General features: G+C 67.6%; 22 protein-coding genes. 9 read left to right on the top strand and 13 right to left on the bottom strand.

Going from position 1 to position 25,042, the window contains the following annotated elements; genetic code table 11:
• Positions 1-3 precede the first annotated feature (3 nt).
• A complete protein-coding gene (ilvN, locus tag ACPXCG_RS09960) occupies positions 4-507 on the bottom strand; it encodes an acetolactate synthase small subunit (RefSeq protein WP_425791554.1) in 504 nt (167 codons plus the stop codon).
• Positions 504-2,462: an acetolactate synthase large subunit gene (locus ACPXCG_RS09955; protein ID WP_425791552.1), complete on the bottom strand. Its 1,959-nt coding sequence runs from the start codon at positions 2,460-2,462 to the stop codon at positions 504-506. Before ACPXCG_RS09955 ends, ilvN begins: the two co-directional genes overlap by 4 nt.
• A gap of 273 nt (positions 2,463-2,735) precedes the next feature.
• Here ACPXCG_RS09955 and ACPXCG_RS09950 point away from each other — a divergent pair, with 273 nt between their 5' ends.
• Together ACPXCG_RS09950 and ilvD are read left to right on the top strand one after the other, a co-directional pair.
• The gene (locus ACPXCG_RS09950) at positions 2,736-3,176 is read left to right on the top strand and encodes a PH domain-containing protein (RefSeq protein WP_425791550.1); all 441 of its coding nucleotides are present in this window, start codon (positions 2,736-2,738) and stop codon (positions 3,174-3,176) included.
• 184 nt (positions 3,177-3,360) lie between these two features.
• Entirely contained in the window at positions 3,361-5,205 is a 1,845-nt protein-coding gene (ilvD, locus tag ACPXCG_RS09945) for a dihydroxy-acid dehydratase (RefSeq protein WP_425791548.1), read from the top strand.
• A gap of 44 nt (positions 5,206-5,249) precedes the next feature.
• Here ilvD and ACPXCG_RS09940 read toward each other — a convergent pair whose 3' ends face one another.
• Positions 5,250-6,359 (bottom strand): DoxX family protein, encoded by a 1,110-nt coding sequence (locus ACPXCG_RS09940; RefSeq protein WP_425791546.1) that lies wholly within the window; start codon positions 6,357-6,359, stop codon positions 5,250-5,252.
• A gap of 106 nt (positions 6,360-6,465) precedes the next feature.
• Here ACPXCG_RS09940 and ACPXCG_RS09935 point away from each other — a divergent pair, with 106 nt between their 5' ends.
• A complete protein-coding gene (locus tag ACPXCG_RS09935; protein ID WP_425792094.1) occupies positions 6,466-7,620 on the top strand; it encodes a PQQ-dependent sugar dehydrogenase in 1,155 nt (384 codons plus the stop codon).
• Between the two features lie 70 nt (positions 7,621-7,690).
• Here the strand turns inward: ACPXCG_RS09935 and gatB are convergent, their stop codons facing one another.
• Positions 7,691-9,193, bottom strand: a complete 1,503-nt coding sequence (gene gatB / locus ACPXCG_RS09930; protein WP_425791544.1) for an Asp-tRNA(Asn)/Glu-tRNA(Gln) amidotransferase subunit GatB — start codon at positions 9,191-9,193, stop codon at positions 7,691-7,693.
• A gap of 143 nt (positions 9,194-9,336) precedes the next feature.
• Here gatB and ACPXCG_RS09925 point away from each other — a divergent pair, with 143 nt between their 5' ends.
• Positions 9,337-9,594 (top strand): PspC domain-containing protein, encoded by a 258-nt coding sequence (locus ACPXCG_RS09925; RefSeq protein WP_425791542.1) that lies wholly within the window; start codon positions 9,337-9,339, stop codon positions 9,592-9,594.
• 4 nt (positions 9,595-9,598) lie between these two features.
• Here ACPXCG_RS09925 and ACPXCG_RS09920 read toward each other — a convergent pair whose 3' ends face one another.
• From ACPXCG_RS09920 to ACPXCG_RS09910, 3 genes are all read right to left on the bottom strand, one after another.
• Positions 9,599-10,633, bottom strand: coding sequence for a 6-phosphofructokinase (locus tag ACPXCG_RS09920; protein ID WP_425791540.1), 1,035 nt, complete (start codon positions 10,631-10,633; stop codon positions 9,599-9,601).
• A gap of 118 nt (positions 10,634-10,751) precedes the next feature.
• Positions 10,752-11,414, bottom strand: a complete 663-nt coding sequence (locus ACPXCG_RS09915; RefSeq protein ID WP_425791538.1) for a response regulator — start codon at positions 11,412-11,414, stop codon at positions 10,752-10,754.
• Between the two features lie 10 nt (positions 11,415-11,424).
• Positions 11,425-12,687 (bottom strand): sensor histidine kinase, encoded by a 1,263-nt coding sequence (locus tag ACPXCG_RS09910; protein WP_425791536.1) that lies wholly within the window; start codon positions 12,685-12,687, stop codon positions 11,425-11,427.
• A 181-nt stretch (positions 12,688-12,868) separates the two neighbouring features.
• Here ACPXCG_RS09910 and ACPXCG_RS09905 point away from each other — a divergent pair, with 181 nt between their 5' ends.
• Entirely contained in the window at positions 12,869-13,534 is a 666-nt protein-coding gene (locus ACPXCG_RS09905) for a hypothetical protein (protein WP_425791535.1), read from the top strand.
• 167 nt (positions 13,535-13,701) lie between these two features.
• Entirely contained in the window at positions 13,702-14,769 is a 1,068-nt protein-coding gene (locus tag ACPXCG_RS09900; RefSeq protein WP_425791533.1) for an alpha/beta-hydrolase family protein, read from the top strand.
• Between the two features lie 6 nt (positions 14,770-14,775).
• Here ACPXCG_RS09900 and gatA read toward each other — a convergent pair whose 3' ends face one another.
• Both gatA and gatC read right to left on the bottom strand, forming a co-directional pair.
• Positions 14,776-16,266: an Asp-tRNA(Asn)/Glu-tRNA(Gln) amidotransferase subunit GatA gene (gene gatA, locus ACPXCG_RS09895; RefSeq protein ID WP_425791531.1), complete on the bottom strand. Its 1,491-nt coding sequence runs from the start codon at positions 16,264-16,266 to the stop codon at positions 14,776-14,778.
• Entirely contained in the window at positions 16,263-16,577 is a 315-nt protein-coding gene (gene gatC, locus ACPXCG_RS09890) for an Asp-tRNA(Asn)/Glu-tRNA(Gln) amidotransferase subunit GatC (protein ID WP_425791529.1), read from the bottom strand. The genes gatA and gatC overlap by 4 nt, the downstream gene beginning before the upstream one ends.
• Positions 16,578-16,857: 280 nt before the next feature.
• Between gatC and ACPXCG_RS09885 the strand changes: the two genes are divergently transcribed.
• Positions 16,858-17,526, top strand: a complete 669-nt coding sequence (locus tag ACPXCG_RS09885) for an amino acid-binding protein (RefSeq protein WP_425791527.1) — start codon at positions 16,858-16,860, stop codon at positions 17,524-17,526.
• Between the two features lie 37 nt (positions 17,527-17,563).
• On the opposite strand, the gene ligA is transcribed toward ACPXCG_RS09885, so the two are convergent.
• On the bottom strand, positions 17,564-19,639 hold the full coding sequence (ligA, locus tag ACPXCG_RS09880) for an NAD-dependent DNA ligase LigA (protein WP_425791525.1): 2,076 nt from the start codon (positions 19,637-19,639) through the stop codon (positions 17,564-17,566).
• A gap of 62 nt (positions 19,640-19,701) precedes the next feature.
• Here ligA and ACPXCG_RS09875 point away from each other — a divergent pair, with 62 nt between their 5' ends.
• Positions 19,702-20,091 carry an MmcQ/YjbR family DNA-binding protein gene (locus ACPXCG_RS09875; protein ID WP_425791523.1) on the top strand — a complete coding sequence of 130 codons (390 nt, stop codon included), beginning with the start codon at positions 19,702-19,704 and terminating at the stop codon, positions 20,089-20,091.
• Between the two features lie 132 nt (positions 20,092-20,223).
• Positions 20,224-21,513, top strand: coding sequence for an MFS transporter (locus tag ACPXCG_RS09870; RefSeq protein WP_425791521.1), 1,290 nt, complete (start codon positions 20,224-20,226; stop codon positions 21,511-21,513).
• 9 nt (positions 21,514-21,522) lie between these two features.
• Here ACPXCG_RS09870 and ACPXCG_RS09865 read toward each other — a convergent pair whose 3' ends face one another.
• Genes ACPXCG_RS09865 through ACPXCG_RS09855 form a run of 3 tightly spaced genes read right to left on the bottom strand, consistent with a single transcriptional unit; the run spans position 21,523 to position 24,903 of the window.
• Positions 21,523-22,545: a vitamin-B12 independent methionine synthase gene (locus ACPXCG_RS09865; RefSeq protein WP_425791519.1), complete on the bottom strand. Its 1,023-nt coding sequence runs from the start codon at positions 22,543-22,545 to the stop codon at positions 21,523-21,525.
• A gap of 10 nt (positions 22,546-22,555) precedes the next feature.
• Positions 22,556-23,701, bottom strand: a complete 1,146-nt coding sequence (gene mnmA, locus ACPXCG_RS09860) for a tRNA 2-thiouridine(34) synthase MnmA (RefSeq protein ID WP_425791517.1) — start codon at positions 23,699-23,701, stop codon at positions 22,556-22,558.
• The gene (locus ACPXCG_RS09855; RefSeq protein ID WP_425791515.1) at positions 23,701-24,903 is read right to left on the bottom strand and encodes a cysteine desulfurase family protein; all 1,203 of its coding nucleotides are present in this window, start codon (positions 24,901-24,903) and stop codon (positions 23,701-23,703) included. The genes mnmA and ACPXCG_RS09855 overlap by 1 nt, the downstream gene beginning before the upstream one ends.
• Positions 24,904-25,042: the final 139 nt, after the last annotated feature.

Raw genomic sequence — 25,042 nt, 5'->3', positions numbered from 1 at the left:
GTGTCAGCGGTTGGCCGACATGCTCTTGGGGCCACGCCCCAGGGTGACCGCGCCGGATTGGGCGATCTCGCGGATTCCATACGGATCGAGCATCCGCAGCAACGCCTCGAGTTTCTCGCTGGTACCGGTCGCCTCGATCGTCAAGGATTCGGTGGAGACGTCGATGACCTTCGCGCGGAACAGGTCGACCACCTCGATGACCTCGCTGCGCACCGACGAATCTGACCGGACCTTGATCATCATCAGTTCGCGGGACACCGAACTCGAGGGGTCCTGCTCCACGATCTTGATCACGTTGATCAGCTTGTTGAGCTGTTTGGTGACCTGCTCGAGCGGGAAATCGTCCACGGTGACCATGATGGTCATCCGTGAAATACCTTTCAGCTCGGTCGGTCCCACGGCCAACGACTCGATGTTGAACCCACGCCGGGAGAACAGACCCGAGACGCGGGCGAGAACGCCCGGCCGGTCCTCGACCAGAACACTGAGGGTGTGAGTGGTGCTCACTTGTCTTCCTTCCCTGCAGATGCGGACTGATTCGCCTGATCCGGACGCGTCATCGTCTCGTGGATGTCGACCGGATCCGATGCGGATTCGTCTTCGTCGAACAGCGGCCGGATGTCGCGGGCCGCCATGATCTGGTCGTTACCGGTGCCGGCGGCCACCATCGGCCAGACCTGGGCGTCGGCGCCGACGATGAAGTCGACCACCACCGGACGGTCGTTGATCTCGCGGGCCTTGGCGATGACCTCGTCGACATCCTCTTCACGTTCGACCCGGAATGCCGCGCAACCCAACGCTTCCGCGAGCTTCACGAAGTCCGGGATCATCCGCGAGTGGGTCGCGAGGTCGGTGTTCGAGTAGCGCTCCTCGTAGAAGAGGGTCTGCCACTGCCGCACCATGCCGAGGTTGCCGTTGTTGATCAGGGCGACCTTGATCGGGATGCCCTCGATGGCGCAGGTGGCCAACTCCTGGTTGGTCATCTGGAAGCAGCCGTCGCCATCGATCGCCCAGACCTCGGTGTCCGGCGCGGCCATCTTGGCACCCATGGCGGCCGGCACTGCGTAGCCCATCGTGCCCAGACCGCCTGAGTTCAGCCAGGTTCGGGGCTTCTCGTAGGAGATGAACTGCGCAGCCCACATCTGGTGCTGGCCGACGCCTGCACAGTAGACGGCGTCGGGCCCGGCGGCCTTGCCGATGGCCGAGATGACGAACTCGGGCGACATCGATCCGTCGGCCTGTCGGTCATAACTCAGCGGATAGGTACGGCGCACCCCGTCGAGGTACGTCCACCATTCCGAGATGTCCGGCGCGGCGGCGGTGGTGGCCCGCTCATTGCGGATCGTCTCGATCAGATCGACGATGACCGCCTTGCAGTCCCCGACGATCGGCACGTCGGCGTGCCGGTTCTTGCCGATCTCGGCCGGGTCGATGTCCGCATGGACGACCTTGGCGTTCTGTGCGAATGACGACAGCTGGCCGGTGACGCGATCGTCGAAACGTGCGCCGAGCGTGATCAGCAAGTCACTCCGTTGCAGTGCGGCCACCGCGGCGACCGTGCCGTGCATACCCGGCATGCCCAGGTGCTGCTGATGACTGTCCGGGAACGCCCCGCGCGCCATCAGTGTGGTCACCACCGGGATGCCGGTCAGTTCCGCGAGTTCGCGCAACTCCTCCGACGCGTTCGCCTTGATGACGCCGCCGCCCACATAGAGGACGGGCGCCTTGGCCGCCTCGATCAGCCGGGCCGCCTCACGCACCTGCTTGCCGTGCGGCTTGGTGACCGGACGGTATCCGGGCAGGTCGATCTGCGGCGGCCACGAGAATGTGGTCTGCGCCTGCAGGATGTCCTTGGGGATGTCGACGAGCACCGCGCCCGGACGGCCACTCTCCGCGATGTGGAACGCCTCGGCGATCACGCGCGGGATGTCGGCCGGGTTGCTCACCAGGAAGTTGTGCTTGGTGACCGGCATCGTGATGCCGGAGATGTCGGCCTCCTGGAAGCCGTCGGTACCGATGAGCGCACGCCCGACCTGTCCGGTGATCGCGACAACCGGCACCGAGTCCATCTGTGCGTCGGCCAGCGGCGTCACCAGATTGGTGGCACCCGGACCCGACGTCGCCATGCAGACACCGGCGCGGCCGGTGATCTGCGCGTAACCGGTTGCCGCGTGTCCCGCACCCTGCTCGTGCCGGACCAGGACATGACGAACCTTCTGCGAATCCAGCAGCGGGTCGTAGACCGGCAGGACCGCGCCACCGGGAATGCCGAAGACCACCTCGACACCGAGTTCCTCGAGCGACCGGACCACGGACTTGGCACCGCTGACGCGCTCGGGTGCCACGGTGTGCTGGCCTACCGCCCGCAGGTTTCCGGCCGCGGGTGATTGCTGACGCGGCGCCGTCTCACGGGAGGCATCGGCTCCGGTCGCGGCGTTGGTTCGTGCTGTTGGTGCGCTCACTGCACGTTCCCCATCTACTGGTGTTCTGGTTGTTGACAAGAAAAAACCCCCGACAGCTGGGCTGTTCGAGGGTGGCGCGTCGATGCTTGAGGGTCTACGAAGTGACCGGTCAGGCGACGACGCGCCGGCCGATTACTACGAGAATATTGTGCTGCATCACGCCTTCACGGTAGGACCGGCGCATGTCAAGAGTCAAACCACGGGAAAACGCGTCTCACATTTTGGGAAATCCCTGGTGGGTCGGCGCTGCCGACGAGATGAGACAATGGGAATGTGTCTACCCCATCCGCCGCATCCTCCGACTTCACACCCCCTGAGTTGGAACTGCCCCAGACGTTCCGAATCCAACGGATCGCATATTTCGCCGTCCCCATGATGTTCATTGTCACCGTCATCCTGGCCGGGGCATCACTGGTGTGGCTCGGCTGGACCCTGGTCCTGCCGGTACTCCTCGGCTGGTGGATCGTGCGGATTCGCACGGTGGTGACCGAAGACGGACTGAAAGCGGTGCACACCTTCTCCACGCGTGAGATCGCCTGGAACGAGCTCGACGGTCTGCAGTTCCCGCGGTGGAGTTCGGTGCGCGCGGTACTCGTGAACGGCGCGCGGGTGCGATTGCCCGCCATCACCTTCGCCGACCTCCCCCGGTTGTCGGCAGCGAGCCGGGGACGCATTCCCGACCCCTATGCGGCGGCAACGGCCGACCAGGGCTGACCACCACGAACCCTTCGGTGGCCTCTGATTCGGGCGGAGTAGCCTCGAAACCCGGTGATGCGCACGCATTCGGCTGCCGATGACCTCCACCGCGAAGATCGGGTACGTCGTCCGGCGTCGAGATCACCACCCACTCCACGTCCGCCCGAGCCCAGGCGGGACGACGAACACCGAGGATTTTTGCATGCCAGCTCTGAGGTCCCGAACCACCACCGTCGGCCGCGAAGCAGCCGGTGCGCGCGCGCTCTGGCGGGCCACCGGAATGACCGATGACGATTTCGGCAAGCCGATCGTGGCGATCGCCAACTCTTACACGCAGTTCGTGCCCGGTCACGTGCATCTCAAGGATGTGGGCGAGATCGTCGCCGACGCGGTCCGTGCGGCCGGTGGCGTCCCTCGCGAGTTCCACACCATCGCGGTCGACGACGGCATCGCGATGGGCCACGGGGGCATGCTCTATTCACTCCCGAGCCGCGAGATCATCGCCGACTCCGTGGAATACATGGTCAACGCCCACACCGCCGACGCCCTTGTCTGTATCTCCAACTGCGACAAGATCACTCCCGGCATGCTCAACGCCGCGATGCGCCTGAACATCCCCACGGTGTTCGTCTCAGGTGGCCCGATGGAGGCCGGCAAGGCAGTCGTCGTCGACGGTGTCGCGCAGGCGCCGACCGACCTGATCACCGCGATCTCGGCGTCGGCGAACAGCGATGTCGACGATGACGGGCTGAGCGAGGTCGAACGATCCGCGTGCCCGACCTGTGGGTCGTGCTCGGGTATGTTCACCGCCAATTCGATGAACTGCCTCACCGAGGCGCTCGGACTCGCGTTACCCGGCAACGGTTCGACTCTGGCAACCCACGAGGCGCGCCACGCACTGTTCGAGCGCGCCGGCCGCGTCGTGGTCGACGCGGCCACCCGCTGGTACCGCGACGACGACGAGTCCGTCCTCCCCCGCAACGTCGCTACCCCCACGGCGTTCCGCAACGCGATGGCTCTCGACGTCGCGATGGGCGGGTCGACCAACACCGTGCTGCACATCCTGGCCGCGGCACAGGAAGGCGAGGTCGCCGACTTCGACCTCTCGGTCATCGACGAGATCAGTCGCAACGTGCCGTGCCTGTCCAAGGTCGCACCGAACTCCGACTACCACATGGAAGACGTGCACCGGGCCGGTGGCATCCCGGCGATCCTGGGTGAACTGCGCCGGGCCGGACTTCTCGACGACACCGCCTCCACCGTGCACAGCCCGACCGTCGCCCAGTCCCTCGACGACTGGGACATCCGCGGCGGCAAGGCCATCGACGAGGCCCGGGAGCTGTTCCACGCGGCGCCGGGCGGCGTCCGGACCACCACGCCGTTCTCCACCGCGAACCGGTGGAGCTCGCTCGACACCGACGCCGAGGGCGGCTGCATCCGCGACCTCGCGCACGCGTACACCGTCGAGGGCGGGTTGTGCGTGCTGCGCGGCAACCTCGCCGAGGACGGCGCCATCCTCAAGACAGCGGGTATCGACGAGGATCTCTGGCATTTCGAAGGACCCGCCCGCGTCGTCGAGAGCCAGGAGGAAGCCGTCCAGGTGATCCTGTCCAAGACGATTCAGGCCGGTGAGGTCCTCGTGGTCCGCTACGAAGGACCGGCAGGCGGGCCAGGCATGCAGGAGATGCTGCACCCGACCGCCTTCATGAAGGGCACCGGCATGGGGAAGAAGTGCGGACTGATCACCGACGGCCGGTTCTCCGGCGGATCGTCGGGACTGTCGATCGGTCACATCTCGCCCGAAGCAGCGGCCGGTGGCGTCATCGGCCTCATCGAGAACGGTGATCCGATCCTCATCGATGTCAAGACCCGCCGTCTCGAAGTTCTCGTCGACGACGAGGTGCTGGCCGAGCGTCGCGCCAAGATGGAGGCGTCGGAGCGGCCGTGGCAGCCGAAGGACCGTCAGCGAACGGTCACCACCGCATTGCGCGCCTACGCGAAGTTGGCCACCTCGGCCGACCGAGGCGCTGTGCGCGTGGTCGACTGACCGACGGGATCCGCGGCAGACCCGACCGGCATCACCCGGTCGGGTTACCCGGTCGGGTTACCCGGCGACTCGAACGGATTGGTGCCGTTGAACACCATCCAGACGGCGACGGCGGCACCGATCCCGACGACGAGCAACGCCAGCGAACCCCAGGCCGGTCGTCGCGCCCAGCCACGGGGTGCATCGAGGGAGATCCGGCCCGGACCGGCCAGGATGATCGCCACCGCGCAGGCGCAGACGAGCAGCTCGTACTCGATGCCCGCGCCGTTCGGGTCGGCCGCGAAGAACCAGACCCCACCCGCCAGGGTCGCCTTGTAGGCCGCGGCGACCAGCATCACGCCCAGGACCGCGGACGCGGCGATCGGTGTGAACAATCCCACGACCAGCATGAGACCGCCGAGCGTCTCCGAGACCGCACCCACGATGGCCAGCGGTCGTGCGGCGTCAGGCGTGAATCCGATGGCCGGGTTGGGCGAATTGAGGAGCATGTCCTCGAACCCCGACAGCCGCGGCCCGTTCCACCAGCCGAACAGCTTCTGCGACCCGTGTGCGAGCGCGATCACTCCGACCGCCAGACGCAACACGAGCAGTCCGATGTCGAGAGTGCCGCGGCGTGCCCGGCGCTGCGCGTCGGAGAGATCTTCCTCCGCCGACCGGAGACGTTCATCGGCGACCGCCGGCGCCGCCTCGTACGGTTCCGCGATGTCGGGCCCGGGCGCCGCGGGCACTTCGGCCTCGGTCGGAGCGACCCGGGTGGCCGGAAACGCCGTGAAGTCATCGGTGCGGACGTCCTCGACCGGTTCCGGAGCGGTGCGCGGTTGCGGCGCCGCGAACCGCTGGGTTTCCGCATCGGCGGGATCGTCCGGCCGACGGATCGCCTCGGTCGGCGCCGCCTCGGGGGCGGCCTCGGTCTGCGCGGCCGGCCGGGCGGGCATCGCCTGGGTGTCGAGTTCGTCGGGATCGATGTCATCGAGGTCATCGACTCTCGAGACGCCGGTCCGTTCGGGGAGCGCATGCCGGGCGTAGAACTCGTCCCGGTCACCCGCCGGCACCTGGCGACGACGCATCGAGGCGCCCTCACCCAGGTCTATCTCGCCCGTCGGTTCGTCGTACGGACTGGAACCGCTGCCTGCAGCCATGTCACGTTCGGTCACATGTCCGACTCTATGCGCTGTCGGGCGCACCTCGTTCCAGCAGCACGCGGTGAGTCGAAATCGATCGCCTACTCTGGGTCGTATGCGCAAGGGGTGGCCGACGGGAATGCCTGGCCGGAAACGGTTCGCATCGGGGGGCCGGACATATCGCGTCCGGGTCGGCGCCATCGTCGCGATCCTCGCGGTGTTGGCGACGATCAGCGGATGCGCGGACTTCTCCGCTCAGGACCGAGAGAAGGACGCAGGCACGTTCAGTGCCAACAACGAGTCACAGCAGAAGAAGCAGACGCCTCCCCCGACACCCGCCGAGCCTCCCATCCCGCCGCCACCGGGCCCCTGCGTGGATCCGGACCCCGCCGTGATCGCGACGTGCCTGGCATCGACCGCAGGCGTGATGCCAGGCGACGACAAGGGCGATGTCACGGTGGTCGCCGAGCGGTCGACCGGCAAGATCATCACCACCAAACGCTATGGACCGCAACGTGTCCTGGCAACAGTGCCGGTCGATTCGTCCGGCGACGGCGGACTGATCGACTTCGCGTTCTCACCTACCTACGCGCAGGACCGACTGATCTACGCGCTGATCACCACCGCATCCGACAATCGCGTCGTGCGGATCGCGCCCGGCGACGTGCCGAAACCGATTCTGACGGGTATCCCCAAGGGCGCCAACGGAAACATGGGCGCGATGTACTTCCGCAACCCTTCCGAGCTGATCGTGGCAACCGGCAATGCCGGTGACCCGTCCGCCGCGGCGAGCCCGTCGTCGCTGGCCGGAAAGATATTGTCGGTGACCGCGCTCGGATCAGGTGCCAACCCACGTCCGCGCACGCTGGCCTCGGGACTCGGCTCAAACGTGTCGCTGTGCCCGAGCACGACGTCGGGGTCGCTGTACTTCGCCGATCAGACGACCGCCGAGGATCGCGTGCAGGTGCTCGAATCGTCGGGCCCGAAGGTGCTGTGGACCTGGCCGGACCGCCCACAGATCGCCGGATGCGCCGTGACGTCGGGTGCGATCTTCGTCTCCACCACGCGAACGCAGCACATCGAGGCGATCAACGAACCGACGCGGCAGAAGCCTGCCATCACGCCACCGGTGGTGGTCCTGGAGAAGCGCTACGGGGCGTTGGGCCGAATGGTGGCACTGCAGAACGGCATCCTCCAGTTCGCGACGGTCAACAAGCAGTCCGGAAAACCGGTGAGCACCGACGACCGAGTGGTGAAGTGGCTGCCGCCGTCGTCGACCGAGGATCGCACCTGACCGACGAGCGGAACAACCCGATTTTGTAGTCCGAACACCGCGCGAAACGCGTGTTCAGACTACAAAATCGTCAGGAGCAGGCGGCGATCACGAGCTCTTTCACCCTCGCCGGATCCGCCTGACCGCGGGTGGCCTTCATGACGTCGCCGACGATCTTGCCGGCCGCCTGGACCTTTCCGCCCCGGATCTTGTCGGCGATGTCGGGATTCGCGGCCAGCGCCTCGTCGACCGCCTTCTGCAGCGCCGAATCGTCGCGCACCACCTCGAGCCCGCGATCGGCGACGATCTGCTCTGGCTCGCCGTCACCGTCGAGCACCGCCACCACGACCTGCTGGGCGAGCTTGTTGGTGAGCTTGCCCGCGTCGACCAGCCCGATCACGGTCGCGACCTGAGCCGGGGAGATCGACAGCTCCGCGAGCTCGACGGACCGGGTGTTGGCCTGCTGCGCAAGGAAGGAGACCCACCAACCGCGGGCGGCCTCCGGACTTGCGCCCGCTTCGACGGTCTCGATGATCAGGTCCACTGCACCGACGTTGACGAGATCACGCATCACCTCGTCGGAGACCCCCCAGTCTTCCTGAATTCGCGCCCGCCGCACCCAGGGCATCTCCGGCAACGTGGTCCCGAGTTCCTTGATCCACGACGGATCCGGTTGCACCGGCGGCAGATCGGGCTCCGGGAAATAGCGGTAGTCCTCGGCGGTCTCCTTGCGACGGCCCGCCGCAGTGGTGCCGTCCTCCTCGTGGAAATGCCTTGTCTCCTGGATGATCTCACCACCGGCTTCGAGAATGGCCGCCTGGCGGCGCATCTCGTGACGCACGGCGATCTCGACGCTCTTGAGCGAATTGACGTTCTTCGTCTCCGTGCGGGTACCGAACTGCGCGGCATCCTTACGCATCAGGGACACGTTGGCATCGCAGCGCATCGATCCCTGGTCCATCCGGACATCGGAGACCCCGAGCGCCTTCAGCAGGTCACGCAGTGCCGTCACGTACGCACGGGCCACCTCCGGGGCGCGCTCCCCCGCACCGACGATGGGCTTGGTCACGATCTCCACCAGCGGGACCCCGGCACGGTTGTAATCCAACAACGAGTGACTGGCTCCCTGGATGCGGCCGGACCCGCCGACGTGCAACGACTTGCCGGTGTCCTCCTCCATGTGCGCGCGTTCGATCTCCACACGCCAGGGCGTTCCGTCCGGGAGCAATACCTCCAGATATCCCTCGTAGGCGATCGGCTCGTCGTACTGGGAGATCTGGTAGTTCTTCGGCTGATCCGGATAGAAGTAGTTCTTCCGCGCGAACACACTCGACGGCCGGATCGAGCAGTTCAGTGCGAGGCCGATCCGGATCGCCGACTCGATGGCCTTGAGGTTGGCCACCGGCAGTGCCCCCGGCAGGCCGATGCACACCGGGCACACCTGGGTGTTCGGGTCGGCGCCGAACGCGGTCGGGCAGCCGCAGAACATCTTGGTCACGGTCCCGAGTTCCACGTGGACCTCGAGGCCCATGACCGGATCGAAATCCGCGATGACCTGGTCGTAGTCGAGCAGTTCAGTGGCAGCGGCAGTCATGGCGTCCATCTTATTGCTCCGCCGATCCCGCGACCGCCTGGGTCGGTGAACTGCACGTGAGAACCGGGGTCGAGGTCAGGGTCATCCCCGATGCCGGCAGGACTTCCCCTGGGTAGCGTCGGGAGTGTCAGAAAGGAACCCCGATGACCACACCAGAACCCGCCACCACCCGTTTGATGCGTTCCCGAGACGACGCCTGGCTCGGCGGAGTATGCGGGGGCATCGCCACGCGTTTCGGTTGGGACGCCACGCTCACCCGCGTCCTCTTCGTCGCCTCGATCCTGCTTCCCGGACCGCAGGTGCTGCTGTACCTGGTGCTCTGGCTCGTCATCCCGCGTGAGCCCGTCGCGCAGCCACCGGTGATGGCTTCGCCCATCACCTACCCGCCGTCGACTCTGTAGACCATCACCCGAAGATGACGCGGATCTCCTGATACTGGTCGGACGGCACCGACTTCTCGTTGGCGAGGGCATCGGCGAAGTCGACGTGCACGATGTCTGTGCCACGCAACGCGACCATCTTGCCCCAGCCCTTGTCGGCGCAGAGATCGGTGACCGCCATGCCGAGTCGGGTGGCCAGCACGCGGTCGAACGCGGTGGGGACGCCGCCTCGCTGGATGTGACCGAGCACCGTCGAGCGGGTCTCGATGCCGGTGCGTTCCTGGATGAGTGGGGCGAGCACCTCGCCGATGCCGCCGAGCCGAGGCCGATTGAAGCCGTCGAGGCCTTTGTCGGAGTACGCCTGATCCATGTCGGGCAGCTTGAAACCCTCCGCGACCACGACCATCGGTGCACGGCCGCGATTCTTGACACTGGTCGCCCACGCGCAGATCTGATTGAGACTTTCCGGCTGCTCCGGGATGAGGATCGCGTGCGCACCACCGGCGATACCCGAGTAGAGGGCGATCCACCCCGCGTGGCGACCCATGACCTCCAGGACCATGCAGCGTTTGTGCGAGTTGCCGGTCGTCCGGAGCCGATCGATCGCCTCGGTGGCGATCTCCACCGCGGTGTTGAAGCCGAAGGTGTAGTCGGTGGCGTCGAGGTCGTTGTCGATCGTCTTCGGTACGCCGACGATGTTGACGCCGTCTTCGTAGAGTCTCTTCGACGCCGACGCGGTGCCCTCGCCGCCGATCGCGATGACGCCGTCGATGCCGAGGTTCTTCAGCACCTTCTTGATGGCCTCGGGGCCCCCGTCGGGCTCCTGGTACGGGCCGAAGCGACTGGTGCCCAAGATCGTTCCGCCCTCGTGCGATAGACCTCGAACCCGGGTGCGGTCCAATTCGATGATGTCGCCGTAGACGAGGCCATACCACCCATCTTTGAAGCCGACGAACTCATGGCCGTAGACGGTTTCACCCTTGAGTACCGCACCGCGGATCACCGCGTTCAGTCCAGGGCAATCGCCGCCGCTGGTGAGAATGCCGAACCTCTTGGCCATACCCTGGGACCTCCATGCCGACCGACGTCATACGTACGCCACTCAATCTAGTGGGCGGGACGATCATCTGCCGGACGTCGCACATCCCGGTTGGCGCGCCCGACCGAGGGAGGCGACGCTACTTGAGCCCGTTCTCGTAGGCGAAGACCACGGCCTGCGCCCGGTCGCGCAATCCCAGCTTGCCGAGCACGCTGCTGACATGCGTCTTCACGGTCTGCTCGGAGACGAACAGGTCGCCGGCGATCTCCCCGTTCGACTTGCCGTCCGATACCAGCTCGAGCACCTCCCGCTCACGGGGCGTGAGATGTTCGACAGCGGTGTTCCGCGGCGCCCGCGCGCGGCGCGAGGTCACCTCGGCGATGAGTCGCCGGGTGATCGAGGGTGCCAGCAGGGCCTCGCCCGCAGCGACCACCCGCACTGCTCGGACCAGTTCGTCGGCCGGCGCATCCTTGAGCATGAATCCCGACGCGCCGATGCGCAGGGCTTCGAAGACATAGTCGTCGATGTCGAATGTGGTCAGCATGAGCACCCGGGTGGGGGTTCCGTCGGTGGGACGTGATGCGGATCGCAGGATCTCCTCGGCGGCCCGCAGTCCGTCCTTGCGCGGCATCCGCACGTCCATCAGAACCACATCCGGCCGCACCCGACCGCAGAGCTCGACTGCCTCGACCCCGTCCGCGGCGTCGCCCAGAACCGAGATGTCGGATTGCGCTGCGAGCAGGGCCGAGAACCCCTGACGCACCATCGCCTGATCGTCGACGACCACCACGGTGAGACCCACGAAACAGAGCCTATTCGCCCGCGCGCAACGTCGACGCGGCGACACCGACGGTCTGACCGCCCTGATCGGGGATGAGGGCCCGGACCACGAAGCCCCCGTCGTCGGAGGGCTCGGTGGTCAGCACTCCCCCCACCGCAGAGGCCCGCTCGATCATGCCGGGGATCCCGGTGCCGGGACCCGCGATCCGAACCGGCTCGGATGTCGGGGCCGAATTGCGGATCTCGATCTCGGCGGTCCCGTCACCCGCAGGCGCGATCCGCACCTCGATCCGGGCGCCCGGCGCATGTCGGGTGGCGTTGGCGAGACTCTCCTGCACGATCCGATACATGACCAGGCTCGAGGCCTCGCCGATGCCGTCGTGCTCGACCGAGTCGGACAGATCGACGACGGCCCCGGCCATGCGTGTCTGCATCACCAGGCCGTTGAGGTCACCGAGACCGGGGTTGGGGGCCGACAACACCTCCCCGTCGGTCCGCAGCACACCCAGTAGCTGACGGACCTCGTCGAGTGAGGCACGGGCGGACACCGCGATCGCCTCGAATTCCGCCGCTGCTTCGTCGCTGACGTCGAGTCGGTATCGCGCGGTCTGCGCCATCACGACGACGACCGACATCCGGTGTGCCACAACATCATGGAGGTCCCGGGCGATCCGGGTCCGCTCCTGCAGGATCGCCTTCTGGGATTCCACCAGCTGGGTCTGCTCCGTGCTCTGCGCGAGCTGGCGGCGCGAACGCGAGAGGAAACGCACCAGGGCGACCACCACCGCGAGGAAGGTCAGCCCGACAACCCACCCACCGCGCGCATCGGGCGGCGCGGCGATCGCGAACACGATCGCCGTGCAGACCCATACGACGGGAACCCACCGCAACGCACAGCGCACGTAGGCGAAGAACGTCAGGACCAGCAGCGCGATCAGATGGGTCACCTGGATCGACCACGGCCAGCCGCTGACGGTGGGCACCACGATCCCGATCATCTGTGCCGACACGACCGAGATCGCCCAGCCGATCAGTGGCGCCGACCACGCGAGCGCGACCGGGAAAGCCGCGAACGCCGCGACCACCGGCAGTGCGTAGGCAGGCATCGAATGGGTCAGCGGCAGCGTCGGCCACGAGACCGAGTAGAGGGCGACGGCCGCCGTCAGGAAGAACCAGTTGGCGCGCGACGAAAAGTATCGTCGGACGGCCGGGTTCTGGGCGGCGGGCAGACCCTGGATCTCGCGTACCGCCGCCGTCCCGGCCGTGCCGATCAACGACCGCGTTCGTCGGAACATTCTCATCACCTCGACTGTCCACGGTATGCGGGCACGACCTCGCACGTCCTCATACTCGAGAGGGATTCCGTTCTCCCCCGTCCGGAGCAGAGACATCCGCCCACGCCAGACCATGCGACGGTGACTTATTCACCGTTAAGGCCGATGTGGCATAGTGCCGTGGATTCGTAACTTCGACGCCATGAGAAAACACAGAAACGACCGGCCCCGAGGGCGCCGGAGCTTGGTCATCCTCATTCTCATCGCCGCCGCCACAACCATTCTCGGTCTCGGCTTCGGTGCGTCCGACGCACGGTCGTCGTCCGGGGCGGACGCACCGGGCACCGCGCGAACGGCCATGCTGCCGACGGCCGGTGATCTGGCCACACCGGCCGGCCGGATGGTGCGGGACCTCACATCTGGGCATCCCGATCGCGTCGCCGGCGAGCTACCACCGGACTTCACCACGGATCTCGGCTACCGGCCGCGGGTCGTCGCCGGCTATCCGGTCAATCCCAGCGGTGGCTGCTCCTCACCGGTGACGCTGCCCCGGCGGTTCGAGGTCTTGTGCCGATCCCACGACTTCGGTTACGACGTACTGCGTTACGCCGCGGAGACCGGACATCCACTGGGCGGATGGGCACGCCTGCGCCTTGACCGCCAACTCGTCGACCGGATGCACGCGTCGTGTACTTATCCGCTGTGTGACGCCGCCGCCACCGCGACGGAAGTGGCCCTCCGCCTCAACACCTGGCGGCAGTACGACGGTCCCCCCACCGCCGTCGAGTCCGCGACGCAGATCGTGTCGTCCGGCGTCGGACGCGGGTGGGCAGACCTCCTCGACCGACGAGCCGATACGCCGCAATGACGGCCGCCGCACCCCCGTTCGGGCCGGTGCGGTACCCACGACGAACCCCCTTCTCCCCTCCCCACCCCGCCGTCTCGATCGCGGCGGCCCTGGGAGCGGTGACGGCGCTCTGGCCGTGTGGGCTCCCCCGATCCGGGATCATCTCGGGCGCCCTCACGGCACTGTGCGTGGGAATCGCAACGACCGCAGCACTTGTCGTCACTCGACGACGCACCGCGAACCCGGCCCCGGCGGTGGCAGTCGTCGCCGGGGCCGCCGGTGCGCTGGTCTCGATGGCGCTGATCAGCCTGTCGTGGCAGAACTCACTCCGAACTGATCTCGACGCACCGCACGCCGGTGTGAGCTGGCTCGCCGCCTCGATACTCCCAGCGGCACTGCTGTTCACGGCGATCGTCTCACTGCCACGGACCACCGCGATGATCGGTGCGACGGTGGTGGCGGTGGCCGCGGGATATCTTCCGGCAGCTCAGGCCGACGATGCGCCGTCCCCGCCCCGCACACCGGCCGGTGTCATCTACGGCCTCGACACCGGCGCATCCCTCACGAGTCGCAGCCGGGACCTCGCGACCCGCTGGGTGGACGCGGGGGGACTCGACCTCCGGGCCGTGGTGATCGCCGTGCCGACGGGCTCCGGGTGGATCGATTCCACCGCCGTCGCCGGCTACCAGGACCGATTTGCCGGAGATGTCGCGATACTCACGATTCAGTATGCCCAGATGCCGTCGTGGCGGGCGTTCGTCGGCGACCGCTCGGCAGCGGGACGCAGCGCGATCGCGCTGCTCCACGAGGTCATCGACCACACCATGACCCGCCCACCGGACCGACGACCACAGATCCGCCTCTACGGACAGAGCCTCGGAGCGATCGGCGCGGAGGAGGCCAGGGTCTGGGCGGGCGATCACCGCCCCGGCGCGGTCGCCGAGACGTTGCTGGCCGGGGTTCCCGGAGATGCGGTCGGCGACGGCCCGGGATCGGGCGCACGACGGGTCGTCCTCGCCAACGCATCCGACCCGATCCCGCGGTGGTCGCCGTCGCTGATCTGGCGACCGGCGCAGCAACCACGGGGCACAGTTGTCGTCGGCCGAACCGTCCGTCACCCACCGTGGTTGCCGGTGGTCGGGTTCCTGCAGACGAGCACCGATCTGCTCGGCTCGCTCGACGGCGCTCCGGGCGTCGGTCACCGATACGGTCAGAAGCAGTCGTCGAGCATGTCGTCGACGACCGGCGGCGGGTGACCCGGGTCAGCCGACGGGGCCGCGTGCGGCCTCGTAGGCAGCACCCACCCGGTACAGGCGATCGTCGGCGAGCGCGGGAGCCATGATCTGCAGGCCGACCGGCATCCCGTCGTCGGCGGAGATCCCCGACGGCACCGACATCGCGCCGATCCCCGCCAGGTTCACCGGCAGCGTGCAGAGATCGAACAGGTACATGGCCAGCGGATCGTCGACCTTCTCGCCCAGGTCGAATGCGGTCGTCGGGGTGGTCGGCGACACCAGGACGTCGACCTTCTCGAAGGCGTTGCCGAAGTCCCGGGCGATCAGGGTCCGCACCTTCTGCGCCTGTCCGTAATAGGCGTCGTAGTAGCCCGATGACAGCGCGTAGGTGCCGATCATGATGCGGCGCTTGACCTCCGGCCCGAAGCCCTGGTCGCGGGTCAACGCCATGACCTCTTCCGCGCTGTGCTTGCCGTCGTCGCCGACCCGGAGCCCGTACCGCATCGCGTCGAAACGCGCGAGGTTCGACGACACCTCTGACGGCAGGATCAGGTAGTACGCGCCGAGCGCATAGGTGAAATGCGGGCACGACACCTCGACGACCTCGGCGCCACGGTCGGTGAGCACTTGAAGGGCTGCGCGGAACGAATCCAGCACCCCCGCTTGATAGCCCTCGCCCTGGAGTTCGGTCACCACACCGATCCGGACACCCGAGAGATCTTGCTGCGCACCGAACTCGGCTGCGGCAACCACATCGGGGACCGGCGCGTCGATCGAGGTGGAGTCACGTTTGTCGTGTCCGGCGATCACCGCGTGGAGCAGCGCCGTGTCCAGCACGGTGCGCCCACACGGCCCACCCTGATCGAGCGACGACGCGCACGCGACCAGGCCGTAGCGCGACACCGTGCCGTAGGACGGCTTCACACCCACCGTCGCGGTGACGGCGGCCGGTTGGCGGATCGATCCACCGGTGTCGGTGCCGATGGCCAACGGGGCCTGATAGGACGCGAGCGCTGCCGCGCTGCCGCCGCCGGATCCGCCCGGGATCTTGTCGGTGTTCCACGGGTTGCGGGTCACCTGATACGCGGAGTTCTCGGTCGAGCTGCCCATCGCGAACTCGTCCATGTTGGTCTTGCCGAGGATCGGGATACCGGCGGCACGCAGCCGCTCGGTCACGGCCGCGTCGTACGGCGGCACCCACCCTTCCAGGATCCGCGAGCCACAGGTGGTGGGCGCGTCGACGGTGGTGAACACATCCTTCAAGGCGATCGGGACGCCGGCGAGCGGCGACGGCGCCTCACCCGCCGCGATGGCGTCGTCGGCGGCCTTGGCCGCCACCAGCGCCTCGGCACCGCTGATGTGTAGAAAGGCACCGAGCTGGTCGTCGATCTCGGCTATCCGGTCCAGGTGGGCCTGGGTGACCTCGACCGACGACACCTCGCGGGTGCCGATCTTCTCGGCGAGCTCGGCGGCCGAGAGGCCGGTGATCTCCCCTGCAGCCCGTGGTGCGTCGGTCACTGTTCCTCCCCCAGGATCTGCGGGACCGCGAACCGGTCCTGCTCGACGGCCGGCGCGCCGGACAGTGCCTGCTCAGTGGTCAGGCAGGGCTCCTCGACGTCGGGACGGAGCACATTCGCGAGCGCCGCCGGATGCGCGGTGCCCGGCACGTCGTCGGCGGCCACCTCGGACACCTGTGCGACATGCGCCAGGATCGAATCGAGCTGCGTCGCGTACTGGTCGAGTTCGTCGTCGGTCAGCGCGAGCCGGGACAGCCGAGCCAGATGCGCGACCTCCTCCCGGGAGATCGCCGACCCTGATCCGCTGGACATGCCAGGTCCTTTCGCCGTGTCGTGCGTGGTCTGCCCACCAGCCTATGGGAGTGCACCGGGACGGCGTCGTGGCGGTGGTCGGTCCAGGCCACGAAGTCGTGTTCTCGACCGGACTGGATCCGTTGTGCGACCGACGTGGTGACCTGGGTGGAGCCGTCGCCTGCCCGCTCGGTCGGGGTGTCGGCCGCCATCGGTTCATCGTGACGACCCGCCCCGCGGTACGCACATCGCCGCCGCACCCGGAAGCCTCACCGCACGCGGTTGGATCGGTGGTGCGACAATGGCGGGCGTGTCTTACCTGCTGCGGGTGTACCTCCAGGATCGGCCGGGCAGTCTCGGATTGCTGGCCGTCCAGCTGGGTTCGGTGGGCGCCGACATCCTCTCGCTCGAGGTGGTGGAACGCGGCGACGGTTATGCCGTCGACGACCTCGTGGTCGAGGTGTCCCCGGGTTCGCTGCCCGACGCCCTGATCACGGCGGCCGAGAAGGTCAAGGGCGTCCGAGTCGACTCGATCCGACCCTATTCGGGGGTGCTCGACACCCATCGGGAACTCGAACTCGTCGACCAGGTCGCGACGGTGGGTCGCGACCGTCTGCAGGTTCTCGTCGACAATGCCCCCCGCGTGTTGCGCGTCTCCTGGGCCATGGTCGTGACCGATGCCAGCGGCGGTGTCCTGCAATTGTTCGGCAGTTCCGGTGCTCCGGAAACGCCGCTGACGCATGTCGACTGGTTGCCGCTGCGCGTCGCCGCGCAACTCGACGGCGAAGGCGACTGGGTACCCGATGCGTGGAAGGACATGGACACCCGGATGGCCGCGGCCCCACTCGGCAACGGGGACAAGGCGATTCTCCTCGGCCGCATCGGTGGGCCCGATTTCCGACCGTCGGAGGTGGCACGTCTCGGTTACCTGGCGGGCATCGTCAGTACGGTTCTGCGCGCGGAGAGCTGACGCACGACGGCAGCGTGCCCATTCGGCCCACCCCGACTCAGCCCGGCTCGTGATCCCCCGTCTCGAGAAGACGTTTGAAGGCATCCTCGTCGAGGACCGGAACCCCGAGCTGTTCGGCCTTGGCGGCCTTGCTGCCGGGCGAATCACCCACCACGACGAAGTCGGTCTTCTTGGACACCGACCCCGATGCCTTGCCGCCGCGCACCAGAATCGCCTCTTTGGCACCGTCGCGCGAGAAGTCCTCGAGGGAACCGGTCACGACGACGGTCTTGCCCTCCAGCGTCCGGGCGATCGACTCGTCCCGCTCGTCCTCCATGGAAACGCCTGCGGCGCGCCATTTCTCGACGACATCGCGGTGCCAGTCGACGGCGAACCAGTCCCGGATGCTCTGCGCGAGGGTGGCCCCGAGCCCCTCGACGTCGGCCAGATCCTCGGCGCTTGCATCCTCGATCGCCTGAAGTGATCCGAACTCGGTGGCCAGCGCACGTGCCGCGGTCGGCCCGACGTGCCGGATGGACAACCCCACCAGGACCCGCCAGAGCGGGACCTTCTTGGCGTTCTCGAGATTTGCGATCAGCCGCTTGCCGTTGGCGGACAGGGCTCCCGCCTTGGTGGTGAAGAGATCGGTCTGCACGAGATCGTCGGCGGTCAGCCCGAACAGGTCGCCCTCGTTGGTGATCACCCCCGACGTCAACAGCGCGGTCGCGGCCTCGTAGCCGAGGGCCTCGATGTCGAAGGAGCCGCGGCCGGCCAGGTGGAACAGCCTCTCGCGCAACTGCGCCGGGCAGGATTGGGTGTTGGGACAACGGATATCGGCGTCGCTGTCCTTCTCGGGCCGGAGTTCGGTCCCACACTCGGGGCAGTGCGTCGGCATGACGAACTCGCGTTCACTCCCGTCACGGACGTCGACGACCGGACCGAGGACCTCGGGGATCACGTCGCCGGCCTTGCGGATGGTGACGGTGTCGCCGATCAGGACACCCTTGCGCTTGACCTCGGACTCGTTGTGCAGCGTCGCGCGGGCCACTGTCGATCCGGCGACCAGGATCGGTTCCATGAACGCGAACGGTGTCACGCGTCCGGTACGCCCCACCCCGACCTTGATGTCGAGGAGCTTGGTGGTCGCCTCCTCGGGCGGGTACTTGTAGGCGATGGCCCATCGCGGGGCGCGGGACGTCGCACCCAGCCTGCGCTGGAGGGTGACGTCGTCGACCTTCACGACGATCCCGTCGATCTCGTGCTCGACGTCGTGTCGGTGTTCACCCCAGTAGGCGATCTTGTCGACGATCTGCGCGGCACCGTCGAGTTTGGTGGTGTGGGCGGAGACCGGCAGGCCCCACGCGCCGATCGCCAGGTAGGCATCGTGCAGCGACGCCGGTCGCCAGCCCTCGGTGTGCCCGATGCCGTGGCAGATCATCCGGAGCCGACGGCGGGACGTCACCTGGGGATTCTTCTGGCGTAGCGATCCCGCAGCAGAGTTGCGCGGATTCGCGAACGGCGCCTTGCCCTCGGCGACCAGGGACGCATTGAGTGCCGCGAAGTCCTCCCCGCGGAAGAACACCTCCCCACGGACCTCGAGGACGTGCGGGATGGGGAAGTCGTCGGATGCGGTCAGCCGGTTCGGGATGTCCTCGATGGTCCGCGCATTCAGGGTGACGTCCTCCCCCGTCCGGCCGTCGCCGCGGGTGACCGCGCGGGTCAGCGAGCCGTCGGTGTAGACGAGGGCCAGCGCGACACCGTCGATCTTGAGTTCACAGAGGAAGTCGACGCCGCCGCCCGTCTCGGCGTGTACCCGGTCCACCCAGGCTCGCATCTCGTCGGAGTCGAAGACGTTGTCGAGCGACAACATCCGCTCGAGATGGTCGACGGGCGTGAACGCCGTCGAGAACCCACCGCCGACGAGCTTGGTCGGCGAGTCGGGGGACGCCAGTTCCGGATGCGCGTCCTCGAGTTCCTGCAGTTTGCGGAGCAGATGGTCGAACTCGCCGTCCGAGACGATCGGCGCGTCCTTGACGTAATACCGGAACTGGTGGTCGCGGATCTCGTCGGCGAGCGCGGTCCACTCCTCGCGCAGGTCGCCGCTCTGATCGGTGGTGCCGACTTCATCTGCCACGACCTGAGCCTATCGGAGCAGACCGACACCTCCGGCCTGCCGACCCGCCCTATCCTGGGTTCATGCCGCACCCGATCATGTTCGACGACGCCGACCCCGTCCTCGCTCGCGTGCGGCAGGTCGCGTTGGCGTTACCCGACACCACCGAGGTGGTCGCCCACGGCCGCCCGACATTCCGGTGCGGGAAGATGTTCGGCAACTACGGCGGCAGCGTCCAGGGCAGCAAGGTGCGACACGATCGGTCCATCCTGTTCATTCCCGACGAGTCGGAACGTCCCGCTCTGCGCGACGACGCACGGTTCTTTCTGCCCGCCTACCTCGGCGCGTACGGGTGGCTGGGCCTGGTGCTCGACGAGTCGTCGGACTGGGTGGAGGTCGGCGAACTCCTCGACGCCAGCTATCGACAGATCGCACCCCGGCGATCCATCGCCAAGTTGTCGACGCCCGACTGACCTCGACGTTCGAGACCGACACCAATCCTGCTGCGCCCCTTGAAGGTACGACAAATCCGACAAAGCGGCGAGTTGCCCACCGAGCGGTGACCGAGGTCTAGGCTGGGATCGCAGTCGACCCGGGAGGTTCGGATGTCCACGGCCGCAGCGTCACCGCGCGAACGGCTCACCCCAGACCAGCGCAACTCGTTTGCCGCCGCCTATCTCGGATGGGCGATGGATGCGTTCGACTATTTCCTGGTGGTGTTGATCTACGCCGACATCGCCAAGGATTTCGACGTGCCACTGGATCAGATGGCCCTGATCACCACGATGACCCTCATCATGCGGCCGGTCGGCGCGTTCATCTTCGGCCTGTGGGCGGATCGCAAGGGCCGCAAGATCCCGCTGATGGCGAACGTCGTGTTCTACAGCTTCGTCGGATTCCTGTGCGCCTTCGCGCCCAACTTCTGGATCCTGATGATCCTGCGCATGCTCTACGGCATCGGCATGGGCGGCGAGTGGGGCCTGGGTGCCGCACTGGCCATGGAGAAGATCCCCGTCTCACGCCGCGGTTTCTTCTCGGGCTTTCTGCAGAGCGGGTACTCGATGGGCTACCTGTGCGCCTCACTGGCGTTCCTGCTGCTCAACACCTGGTGGGGACTCAGTTGGCGCTGGATGTTCGCACTGTCGGTCATCCCGGCGCTGATCAGTCTGCTCATCCGGGCCAAGGTCGAGGAGTCCGAGGCGTGGCGGGCCACCCGGGAGCGGGTGAAGCAGACCCAGACCTCGGTCCGCGACCTCCTGGCCAATCCGGTCATCTGGCGGCGATTCATCTTCTTGGTGCTGCTGATGACGGCGTTCAACTGGATGAGCCACGGCACCCAGGACATCTATCCGACCTTCCTGAAGGCGACCGAGCACGGCGGCGCGGATCTGGCCGCGAGCACCGCGACCTGGATCGCGGTGATCTACAACGTCGGTGCGATCATCGGCGGCCTCATTGCGGGCGCGCTGTCCGAACGCTACGGCCGCAAGGTGCTGATCGTCGCGTGTGCACTTCTCGCACTGCCGATCGTGCCCCTGTTCGCCTACTCCACCACTGCCGGCAGCCTGGCCCTCGGGTCGTTCCTGATGCAGGTGATGGTCCAGGGCGCCTGGGGTGTGATCCCTGCCCACCTGACCGAACTGTCACCCGACGAGATCCGTGGGTTCTACCCCGGTGTGACGTATCAGTTGGGCAACTGCCTGGCCGCGTTCAATCTCCCCATTCAGGAGCGCCTCGCCGAGGGACACGGTTATCCGTTCGCGTTGTCGGTGACGATCGTGCCGGTCCTGATCGTCGTGATCGTCCTGACGACGCTCGGGAAGGAGCGCAAGGGCGTGGTGTTCGGGACCACGCAGACGAGTGCGCAGTCCACCGCCGACGCGGAACCCGGCTGAGCCCCCTGGTCAGAGAGCTGTCGGATCGGCGGCCAACAGTTCGCCTGCCGCCGCGCAGAGACCGAGGGCGGTCTTCGCCCACGCGGGGGTGGCGCCGGCCAGCCCGCAGGTCGGACTGACCATGACGTTCTGCGACAACACTTTCCGATTCAGGCCGATCCTGTCGGTGAGCGCCGCGAGGCGCGTGGCGACGATCTCCGCGCGGAGATCCTGATCGCCACGCACGGCCGGGACGACACCCGCCACCAGCAGATCACCACGGTCGATCACCGAGCCGATGCCGTCGAGGTCCGCGGTGGTGGGCGAGGTGACGTCGAGCGACCATCCGACGCCCCGGAGCCGTTCGACCAGATCCCAGCGCGGTGCCGCACAGCTGTGGATGATCGTCGGACGGCCGATCTGCTCGACGACCCCATGCAGGGACTCGGCGACATCGGCCACCGGCACCGCGGGAATGGTGTCGAAACGCGTCAGGGGCGTCACCGCGCCATCGATGACCTGGCCGATCATCGGTTCGTCCAGTTGCACGATCACCTCGGCACCGAGCCGTCGGGTCACCTCACCGACGAGTTCACGGAGCCCCTCCGCAGTGGAGGCCACCACGTCGTGCCACGCCCCGCGGTCACGCAACACCTTGTGACCGGCGCGGAGTTCCACCGACGCCGACAGCGTGAACGGGCCACATGCCTGGATCTTGAACGGTCGACCCGTCCCACGGAAACCCGCTGTGTCCCAGAGCTCCTCGACGGCGTCGAGGTCGGCGCGCAGGAAGTCCCGGGAGTTTCGGGAGATCGCCGACCCGCGAGCGGCGAGCCGGTAACCCCACGTTCCCGCATCCATCGGCAGGTCGACAAGGACCGCCGCCATCCGACCCACCATGTCCGCGCCGGCGCCGCGCTCCGGTAATTCGGCGAGGTGGGCGAGGTCCAGTTCGCCGTTGATCACTGCGGCCGTTTCACGCGGATCGGTCCCCGGCATCGAACCGATACCGGTGCCGACACCGCCGCGAACGACGTGGTTCGGCTGGCTCACGCGGTGGTACTCACGCGTTGCGTCCGGACGCGACCGTGTCCGGGCGTACGCCCGACGCCGGATCGGAATCGGTCGCCAGGATGCGCCCGGAGCCCAGCACCAGGTCCCCCTGTTGGGAGTCGGGCAGATAGAGGACCGCGGCCTGCCCCTTGGCGACACCGGTCAGCGGTGTGCGCAGGGCGATCTCGATCACCGGTCGACCGTCGCGGACGGCGGGTGTCGCGACGACCGGGGCCAGGCCACCGTGCGCACGGACCTGGACCATCGCCTCGAAAGGCCCGTCCGGTGCGGTCCCGGCGGTCCAGACGGGACGATGCGCGGTGATCGACCAGACATCGAGACGTGAGGCCGAGCCGACGGTGACCGTCCCCGAGTCCGGATCGATCTCCGTCACGTACCGGGGCCTGCCGTCGGCGGCCGGGGCCTCGATCCCCAGCCCCTTGCGCTGCCCGATGGTGAAACCGTGGACGCCGTCGTGGTCGGCGAGCCGGTCGCCGGTGTCGGCGTCGACCACCGCGCCCGGCCGGATACCGATGTTCGCGCCGAGAAACGCTTGGGTGTCGCCGGTCGGGATGAAGCAGATGTCGTGCGAGTCGGGCTTCTCGGCGACCGCCAGTCCGCGCCGTGCGGCCTCGGCGCGGATCTCCCCCTTGGGGGTGTCGCCCACCGGGAACATCGCCCGGGACAGCTGGGCGGCGGTCAGCACGGCGAGCACATACGACTGGTCCTTGTCCTCGTCGACGGCACGGCGCAGCTCACCGTCGTCGAGGCGCGCGTAGTGACCGGTCGCGAGGGCGTCGAACCCGAGCGCCGCCGCCTTCTGTGCGAGTGCGGCGAACTTGATCTTCTCGTTGCAGGTCAGACACGGATTCGGGGTCTCTCCCGCGGCGTAGGCGTCGACGAACTCGTCGATCACGTCGTCCTTGAAGCGATCGGCGAAGTCCCAGACGTAGAAGGGAATCCCGAGCACGTCCGCGACTCGTCGGGCATCCGACGCGTCCTCTCGCGAGCAACAACCGCGCGAGCCGGTGCGCAGGGCCCCGGGGGCGGTCGAAAGCGCCAGGTGCACCCCGACGACGTCGTGTCCGGCGTCCACCGCACGGGCGGCGGCCACCGACGAGTCGACGCCGCCGCTCATCGCTGCCAGTACTCGCATCAGCGTCCCTTTCCTGTCGGTGACGAGACCAGTCCCGCGGCGCGTGCGCGATCGACGACCTGGCCGATCACCTCGGCCACCGCGTCGACATCTGCCGCCGTCGAACTCGGCGCGAGGGAGAAGCGCAATGATCCGCGTGCCGTCGAGACGTCGAGTCCCATGGCAAGCAGGACGTGACTCGCCTGAGCCACCCCCGCGGTGCAGGCGGATCCCGTGGAGCACTCGACGCCGTTGGCGTCGAGCAGCATCAGCAGGGAATCGCCTTCGCATCCTCCGAAGGAGACGTGCACATTTCCGGGCAGTCGCCGCTCGTCGCGGGGCCCGTTGACGGTTGTGTCGGCTACGTTGAGGAGCGTGTCGAACAGCCGGTTGCGGAGTGCGACTACGTGCTCGGTGGCGGCCGGCATGTGCTCGACCGACAGCCGCAGCGCGGTCGCCATCCCGACGGCCCCGGCCACGTCCTGGGTGCCCGACCGCACGTCGCGCTCATGCCCGCCGCCATGCAGCAGGGGTACACATTCGACGTCGCGGCGCAAGAGCAGCGCGCCGACCCCCTGCGGCCCACCGAATTTGTGCGCGGCCAGACTCAGCGCCGACAGTCCGCTCGTCCCGAAATCGACCGGGATGTGGCCGACGGCCTGAATGGCGTCCGAATGCACGGGGATGCCGAACTCGGCACCGACCGCTGCGATCTCGGCGATCGGCTGGATCGTCCCGACCTCGTTGTTGGCCCACATCACCGAGATCAACGCTGTCTCGTCGGCGTGCGCAGCCAATTCGGCGCGCAACCACGACGGGGACACGAAGCCCTCGGCGTCGACCGGAGCGATCACGAGCTCGGCGCCGGCCGCATCGGCGAGCCAGGTCGCCGGATCGAGAACGGCATGATGCTCGACGGCGGACACGATGACCCTGCGTCGGTCAGGGCTCTCCCGGCGGCGGGCGGCATAGATGCCCTTCAGCGCGAGGTTGTCGGACTCGGTGCCACCGCCGGTGAAGATCACCTCGGAGGGCCGTGCACCCACCGACGAGGCGATGGACTCCCTCGCCTCCTCGAGCCTGCGACGAGCCCAGCGACCCGAACCGTGCAACGACGACGCGTTGCCCGGCTGGGCGAAGACAGCCGTCATCGCCTCGACGGCGTCGGGAAGCATCGCTGTCGACGCAGCGTGGTCGAGGTAGACCGGGGCTCGAGAAGGCATGGACATGACGTTGCAAGGATAAACGCGCGAACACCGCCGACCAATTCCCGCGCATCGGACACCGGTGATCACACCGCGGTGACCGGCGGCTCCGGTCGGTCAGGCGCCGGCGCCGGGACGGCCGCGGCGTCGATCCGCA

The sequence above is a fragment of the Gordonia sp. DT218 genome, assembly GCF_049847105.1.
GTDB lineage: Bacteria > Actinomycetota > Actinomycetes > Mycobacteriales > Mycobacteriaceae > Gordonia.
This window is presented reverse-complemented; position numbering and strand designations above follow the sequence as displayed.